This is a genomic window from Streptomyces phyllanthi (assembly GCF_009377205.1).
GTDB lineage: Bacteria > Actinomycetota > Actinomycetes > Streptomycetales > Streptomycetaceae > Streptomyces > Streptomyces phyllanthi.
Genome location: NZ_VJZE01000451.1, coordinates 1 through 7,404, shown reverse-complemented (window position 1 = coordinate 7,404; position 7,404 = coordinate 1). Strand labels below are relative to the sequence as shown.

The following is a 7,404-nucleotide window of genomic DNA, read 5'->3' as shown; positions in this document are numbered from 1 at the left end:
CCCCGGCTCCCCCGCGCCGCGCCGCCGTACGGTCGTCAAGGCGGCCGCGGCGGGCGCCGCCCTCGCGGCCCCGCTGGCCGCAGCCGTCCCTGCCCGGGCCGCCGAGGCGCCCGCGTTCCTGCACGGTGTCGCTTCGGGCGATCCGCTGCCCGACGGGGTCCTGCTGTGGACCCGGGTGACACCCACCCCTGAGGCGGTGCCCGGCTCCGGGCTCGGCCCGGACACCGAGGTGAGCTGGACCGTCGCCCTGGACAAGGCGTTCACGAACGTCGTCGTCAAGGGCTCCGTCACCGCCACGGCCGCCTCCGACCACACCGTCAAGGCGGACGTCCGCGGTCTCTCCCCCGCCACCGACTACTGGTTCCGCTTCGCCGCCGGCGGTACCGACTCACCAGCCGCTCGCACCCGCACCGCCCCGGCCGCCACCGCCTCCGTGACCGGCCTGCGCTTCGGTGTGGTGTCCTGCTCCAACTGGGAGGGCGGCTACTTCGCCTCGTACCGCCACCTCGCCGCGCGCGGCGACCTGGACGCCTGGCTGCACCTGGGCGACTACATCTACGAGTACGCCACCGGCGAGTACGGCACGCGCGACACCGTCGTACGCCCGCACGCGCCCGCGCACGAGATCCTCACCCTCGCCGACTACCGCACCCGGCACGGCCGTTACAAGACCGACCCGGACCTCCAGGCCCTGCATGCGGCGGCCCCGGTCATAGCCATCTGGGACGACCACGAGATGGCCAACGACGCCTGGTCGGGCGGCGCCCAGAACCACACCGAGGGCGGCGAGGGCACCTGGGCCGCCCGCCAGACCGCGGCCAAGCAGGCCTACTTCGAGTGGATGCCGGTGCGCCCGGCGATCGCGGGCACCACCTACCGCCGGCTGCGCTTCGGCAAGCTGGCCGACCTCTCGCTGCTCGACCTGCGGTCCTTCCGCTCACAGCAGGTGACGGTGGGCGACGGCGACGTCGACGACCCGGACCGTACGCTCACGGGCCGTGCCCAACTCGACTGGCTGAAGGCCGGGTTGAAGACCTCCGACACGACCTGGCGGCTGGTCGGCAACTCGGTGATGATCGCGCCGTTCGCCCTCGGCAACCTCACCGCCGAGCTGCTGAAACCGCTCGCCGAGCTGCTCGGCCTGCCCAGGGAGGGCCTCGCCCTCATCACCGACCAGTGGGACGGCTACACCGACGACCGACGCGAACTCCTCGCCCATCTGCGGGACAACGCGATCCGCAACACGGTCTTCCTCACCGGCGACATCCACATGGCGTGGGCCAACGACGTACCGCTGAACGCCGGTACCTACCCGCTGTCCGCCTCGGCCGCCACCGAGTTCGTCGTCACCTCGGTCACCTCCGAGAACATCGACGACATCCTCAAGGTCCCCGAGGGCACCGGAACGGCGCTGGCCTCCCCGCTGATCCGCGCCGCCAACCGGCACGTCCACTGGGTCGACACCGACCGGCACGGCTACGGGGTCCTGGACATCACCGCCGAGCGCGCGCAGATGGACTTCTACGTGCTCTCCGACCGCACCAAGGCCGGCGCGACCTCCTCCTGGGCCCGCTCGTACCGCACGCGCAGCGGCACGCAGAAGGTGGAGCGTGCCTACGACCCCGTCTGAGCGGTACCCCGGCCCGCCCCTCGTTCAGAGGGTTTCGAGGAAGCCGAGGGCCACCCGCCAGGTGGCCTCGGCGGCCTCCTCGTCGTAGTCGGGCAGGTCGGGGTCGGTGTAGAGGTGTCCCGCTCCCGCGTACCTGTGGACCTCGACGTCGGCGCCCGCCTTCCGTATCTGCAGGTACCAGGCGTTCAGCCAGTCGTCCGGCTCAAACGGGTCCGGCTCGGCGACGTGCAGCTGGACCGGGAGCTCGTCCACGGAGGCGTTGGCCGCGATGTCCGACGTGCCGTGCAGGAGCAGCAGCCCGCGGGCCTTGTCATCCCCGAGCGCCAGCGTCTGCGCGGTCGCCGCGCCGAGTGAGAAACCGGCGTAGACAAGGCCCCGCTCCGAGTAGGGCGCCGCGGCCAGGACCGCCCGCTTGAGCAGCTCGTCCGTGCCTATGCCGTCCTTGAACGCCCTGCCCTCCTCGACCGAATCGAACGTCCGTCCCTCGAAGAGGTCCGGCGTCCACACCTCATGCCCGGCGGCGCGCAGCCGGTCCGCCGCCTGGCGCACGGCGGGCCTGAGTCCATAGGTCGAATGGAACAGCATGATGTTCATGGGGTCATCGTGCCAGCCGGGTACGACAGCGCGGGACCACCGCCCGTACCCCGGATGGGGCACAACTCACATGTTCATGACCCGGCGGGGCTGGTTACGTTCGAAGGCATGGAGAATCTGCTCCGCCCCCTGATTGTCGTCGGTGGCTCGGTCGCACTCGCCCTTCTCCTCGGGTGGGCCGTGGACCGGCTGCTGCGCAAGGCCGACGAGCGGCACCGCGAGACGCCCCTGTGGGGGCTGCTCCGCCGTGCCCGCGTGCCCTTCCAGCTGGTGCTGTGCGCGGCCGCGCTGAGAGGCTCGTACGACCAGGTGCACGCCCTGGTGGACCACCGAACGGCCATCGGCAGGGTGCTGACACTGGTCCTCATCGGGTCGACCGCGTGGCTGGTGATCCGCATCGCGGCCGCGATCGTCGAGACCTCGTACGCCCGGTACGCGAACACCCACCGCGACCCCGCCCGGATCCGCCGGGTGCGGACCCAGGTGACGCTGATCATGCGGGTGGTCTCCGCGATCGTCGGTGTGGTGGCGGCCGCGGCGATGCTGCTGACCTTCCCGCCGATGCGGGCGGCCGGTGCCTCGCTGCTGGCCTCGGCCGGGCTCCTCGGCATCGTCGCCGGTATCGCCGCGCAGTCCACGCTCAGCAACCTCTTCGCGGGGCTGCAGATCGCCTTCGGCGACATGGTGCGGCTCGGCGACGTGGTCGTGGTCGAGGGCGAGTGGGGCACGGTCGACGAGATCACCCTGACGTTCCTGACCGTGCGCACCTGGGACGAGCGCCGCATCACGATGCCCGTGTCCTACTTCACCTCGAAGCCGTTCGAGAACTGGTCACGGGGCGGTGCCCAGATGACCGGGACGGTCTTCCTCCACATCGACCACTCCGCGCCGCTGCCCGAGATGCGTGAGAAGCTCCGTGACATCCTGCGCGAGTGCTCGGCCTGGGACGGCCGCGCCTTCGACCTGACCGTCACCGACTCGACCCCCACCACCATGGAGGTCCGGACTCTGGTGACCGCCAAGGACCCGGACGACCTGTGGACGGTACGCGTCACGGTCCGCGAAGAGCTGATCCGCTGGCTCAGCGAGAAGCACCCCTACGCCCTTCCACGCGTCAACACGGCCGACGCGGCACTGGCTCCGTGGCAGTTCGACAGCCACCCCGACGGCCGGCCCGACGCCATGGCGGACGACCGGGCGGACGGCGCGCGTCCGCGCACGACACGGGGCCGCGCCCATGAGACACCGGGCACGGGCCCCGGCCGCACCTGACCCGCTGGGCACGGGTCAGTGCCCGCGCTCCGCGCCCCCGTTGACCTGGATGACCTGTGCGGTGATGTGCCCGGCGCCGGGCGAGGCGAGCCAGTGCAGGGTGCTCGCGACATCACCGGGCGTACCGGCCCGTCCGGTCGACGTCTCGGCGACGAGCCGCGCCCGGCGCTCCTCGTCCATCGTGCCGCCGAAGAACTCGGTGTCCTCGACATAGCCGGGCGCCACCAGGTTCACGGTGACGCCGCGCGGCCCCAACTGCCGTGCCAGGTCGAAGGCGTACGGGTGCAGAGCGGCCTTGGAGGCGGCGTACGCCCCGCTGCCCGACCCCCGGTAGGCGGCGATGGAGCTGAGGAACAGCACCCGGCCGCCGGGGTCGGCCAGCCGGTCCTTCAGTGCTTCCGTGAGCAGTACCGCGGTCAGGGTGTTGAGCCCGAAGTTGAGGGCCCAGTTGTGCAGGACGACATCGAGCGGCTCGTCGCTGTCCACCGTGGGCTCCAGATAGCCGGCGCCTCCGGCGCTGTGGATCAGTACGTCCACGGTGCCGAACTCCGCGGCCACGAACCGCTCCACCCCGCGTGCCCCGCTGGGCTTGCTGAGGTCGGCCGCGTACGTCAGCGCCCCGGGCACCTCTGCCTTCTCCAGCACCTCGGCCCGCCGCCCGAGCAGCAGCACCCGGTCTCCGTCCGCGGCGAACGCCCGCGCCGCCGCGAGTCCGATCCCCGTACCTCCACCACTGATCACTACGTTGCGCGTCATGGTGTGATCGTACAAAGGGGAGCGACGAGTGGAGCGAGCCCACCGCCGACCGGACCCTGCCGAAAATCCCGCTACAGAGAGTGCCGCATCGCCCGGTGCGGCATCCCGGCGTCCGCGAACTCCGGCCCGTACGCCACGTACCCCAACCGCTCGTAGAACCCGATCGCATGGGTCTGCGCGTGCAGATCCACCGCCGCCAGCCCCCGCGCGCGGGCCGCCTCCTCGAGGGCCCTCACCATGGCGGCTCCGATGCCCAGCCCGCGCGCCTCACGCGTCACGGCGAGCCGCCCGAGGGAGCCCACGGTGAGGTCGCCGTCGGTCTTCGCCGCGGCCGCCTCCCCGTACAGCAGCCGCCCGGTACCGAGCGGCACCCCGTCGTCCCGGACGGCCAGCACATGCACGGCGTCGGCGTCGTACGTGTCGTACTCGATGTCCTGAGGGACGCCCTGCTCGCCGACGAAGACCTCTTTGCGCACAGCGAAGCACGCCTCACGGTCGGCGGGGTCCTCGGCCACACGGACGACGAACGACGGGCTCATGCGTACGTCTCCTCGTGGACCTGGTCCAGCGCACCCTGCAGGTCCTCGGGGTAGTCGCTCTCGAACTCGACCCACCGCCCGTCACCGGGGTGCTCGAACCCGAGCCGCACCGCGTGCAGCCACTGCCGGGTCAGCCGGAGCCGCTTGGCGAGCGTCGGGTCGGCGCCGTACGTCAGGTCGCCCACGCACGGGTGCCGGTGGGCCGCCATGTGGACACGGATCTGGTGGGTGCGCCCGGTCTCCAGCTTGATGTCGAGCAGCGAGGCGGCGCGGAAGGCCTCGACCAGGTCGTAGTGCGTGACGGACGGCTTGCCGTCCGCCGTGACCGCCCACTTGTAGTCGTGGTTCGGGTGCCTGCCGATGGGCGCGTCGATCGTGCCGCTCGTCGGGTCGGGGTGACCCTGGACCAGCGCGTGGTAGCGCTTGTCGACCGTGCGCTCCTTGAACTGGCGCTTCAGGAACGTGTACGCGTACTCCGACTTGGCCACCACCATCAGGCCCGAGGTGCCCACGTCGAGCCGGTGCACGATCCCCTGGCGCTCGGCGGCGCCCGAGGTCGAGATCCGGTACCCGGCGGCGGCGAGTCCGCCGATGACGGTCGGGCCGGTCCAGCCGGGGCTCGGGTGGGCGGCCACCCCGACGGGCTTGACGATCACGACCACGTCATCGTCGTCGTGCACGATCTCCATGCCCTCAACCGGCTCGGCGACCACCTGCACCGGCGCGGGCGCCTGCGGCATCTCGACCTCCAGCCAGGCCCCGCCGCGCACCCGCTCGGACTTGCCGACCGTCGTGCCGTCGACCATCACCTTGCCCGCCGCGGCCAGCTCGGCGGCCTTGGTGCGGGAGAACCCGAACATCCGGGATATGGCGGCGTCGACGCGCTCGCCCTCCAGGCCGTCGGGTACGGGCAGGGTACGGATCTCGGGAATCGTGCTCACCCGTCGAGTATGCCGGACGGTTCCGACAGCGCCGTACGCGAGCCCGCGCAGCCGAACTCCCCGCGCGCGGGCACCAGTCGCCGTGCCCGGCCCGTCCTGGTGGATCAGACCTTGTGGATCAAGCCTCGTGGATCAAGCCTTGTGGGTCAGTCCTTGTGGACGGTCCCGTCCGGGTCGAGACCCCGGAAGGACAGCAGCACGATCAGGACGCCGCCGCAGACGATCGCGGAGTCGGCGAGGTTGAAGACCGCGAAGCCCTTGGGCGCGATGAAGTCCACCACCGCTCCCTCGAAGACACCGGGCGAGCGGAAGATCCGGTCGGTCAGGTTGCCCAGCGCGCCGCCGAGCAGCAGCCCGAGCGCGACGGCCCAGGGCAGGCTGTAGAGCTTGCGCGCGAGACGGATGATCACCACGATCACGGCGGCCGCGATCACCGTGAAGATGATGGTGAAGGCCTCGCCGAAGCCGAAGGCGGCGCCGGCGTTGCGGATCGCCTCGAACCTCAGCCAGTCCCCGATGATCTCGATCGGCTCGTGGTGCTCCAGCTTCGCGACCACGATCATCTTGCTGACCAGGTCGAGGGCGTACGCCAGCGCGGCGACGGCGAACAGCACCGCGATCCGGCGCGGGCCCCTGGACTGCCCGGCCTCGCCCGCCGCCCCGTCGGCGTCCGACGACGGCCCGTCCGGGGCCGCCGTCTCGCCGGAGCCGGACGCCGGACCGGAGCCGGGCGGCTCGTCGGGGGCCTGCCCGCCTCCGGAGTCGGACCGCTCGCCCGAAGTCGCCTGCCCGCCGGACTGCGCCGGTTCGGCTCCCGCCGCCTCCGGGATGTCCGGCGTACCGATGATGCGCTCCGCCTCTGCCACGTAAGTCCCTCAACCTAGGTTCCTGACTGAGGACGAGAGTACGTCACGGTCCTCGGGGACCACGTGCTCAGGCGGCACTCGCTAGCGGCGTTCCTGTTTCTGCTTGCACTCGACGCACAGGGTGGCCCTCGGGAAGGCCTGCATACGTGCCTTGCCGATGGGGTCGCCGCAGTTCTCGCACAGCCCGTACGTGCCCGCGTCGAGCCGCTCCAGGGCGCGCTCGGTCTGGTCGAGCATCTCGCGCGCGTTGTGGGCGAGCGCCATCTCGTGCTCGCGCGTGATGTTCTTGGTGCCGGTGTCGGCCTGGTCGTCGCCGGCGCCGTCCCCGGAGTCCCGCATGAGGCCCGTGAGGGCCCGCTCGGAGGCGTCGAGCTCGGTCCGCAGCCGCATCGCCTCGGACTGCAACTCCGCCCGGGCCTCGGAGACCTCGTCCTCGGTCCATGGGTCCTCGCCCGGTCGTACCGCGAGCTCACCGGGCTCCACCGCGGCGACCCGTGCCTTGGGTACGGCCGTGGGCTTCTGCGCCGCGGTGGCCGTGCCCGGAGTCTTCTTCGCAACCACTGTCGTGGCTCCCGTCGTCTTTGCGGCCTGGGCCGCGCCCGCCTTCTTGGCCGTGCTCTTCTTCACCGCGCCCTTCGCGGACGCACTCCTGCCTCCGCGTGCGGCGCCCTTCCTGACAGCGGGCCTCTTCACAGCGGTCTTCTTCACCGCCGCCTTCTCACCGGCCGCCTCCTCGACCACCGGCCCCACAGCCCGTTCCTCCTCACTCCCCGCCTCGGCCCCGACCTCTCCAGCCGCTACCTGCC

8 protein-coding genes are annotated in these 7,404 nt (G+C 71.6%); 2 read left to right on the top strand and 6 right to left on the bottom strand.

What is annotated here, in order from left to right:
- Positions 1-1,630: alkaline phosphatase D family protein (locus tag FNH04_RS37630; RefSeq protein ID WP_228031841.1), on the top strand; the 1,630-nt coding region annotated here is incomplete at its 5' end.
- Positions 1,631-1,654: 24 nt separating this feature from the next.
- Here FNH04_RS37630 and FNH04_RS37625 read toward each other — a convergent pair.
- Positions 1,655-2,224, bottom strand: coding sequence for a dienelactone hydrolase family protein (locus FNH04_RS37625; RefSeq protein WP_152790326.1), 570 nt, complete (start codon positions 2,222-2,224; stop codon positions 1,655-1,657).
- Between the two features lie 108 nt (positions 2,225-2,332).
- On the opposite strand from FNH04_RS37625, the gene FNH04_RS37620 reads away from it, so the two are divergent.
- Positions 2,333-3,496, top strand: a complete 1,164-nt coding sequence (locus FNH04_RS37620) for a mechanosensitive ion channel family protein (protein WP_152790325.1) — start codon at positions 2,333-2,335, stop codon at positions 3,494-3,496.
- A 15-nt stretch (positions 3,497-3,511) separates the two neighbouring features.
- Here the strand turns inward: FNH04_RS37620 and FNH04_RS37615 are convergent, their stop codons facing one another.
- The 5 genes from FNH04_RS37615 to FNH04_RS37595 all read right to left on the bottom strand — a co-directional run bounded on the left by FNH04_RS37615 (position 3,512) and on the right by FNH04_RS37595 (position 7,348).
- Positions 3,512-4,252: an SDR family NAD(P)-dependent oxidoreductase gene (locus FNH04_RS37615; protein WP_152790324.1), complete on the bottom strand. Its 741-nt coding sequence runs from the start codon at positions 4,250-4,252 to the stop codon at positions 3,512-3,514.
- 71 nt (positions 4,253-4,323) lie between these two features.
- Complete coding sequence (locus FNH04_RS37610; RefSeq protein WP_152790323.1) at positions 4,324-4,791, bottom strand: GNAT family N-acetyltransferase; 468 nt, start codon at positions 4,789-4,791, stop codon at positions 4,324-4,326.
- A complete protein-coding gene (locus tag FNH04_RS37605; protein WP_322724995.1) occupies positions 4,788-5,732 on the bottom strand; it encodes an RluA family pseudouridine synthase in 945 nt (314 codons plus the stop codon). The genes FNH04_RS37610 and FNH04_RS37605 overlap by 4 nt, the downstream gene beginning before the upstream one ends.
- Before the next feature lie 146 nt (positions 5,733-5,878).
- Entirely contained in the window at positions 5,879-6,598 is a 720-nt protein-coding gene (gene lspA, locus FNH04_RS37600; protein WP_322724993.1) for a signal peptidase II, read from the bottom strand.
- An 81-nt stretch (positions 6,599-6,679) separates the two neighbouring features.
- Entirely contained in the window at positions 6,680-7,348 is a 669-nt protein-coding gene (locus tag FNH04_RS37595; RefSeq protein ID WP_322724997.1) for a TraR/DksA family transcriptional regulator, read from the bottom strand.
- Positions 7,349-7,404 lie beyond the last annotated feature (56 nt).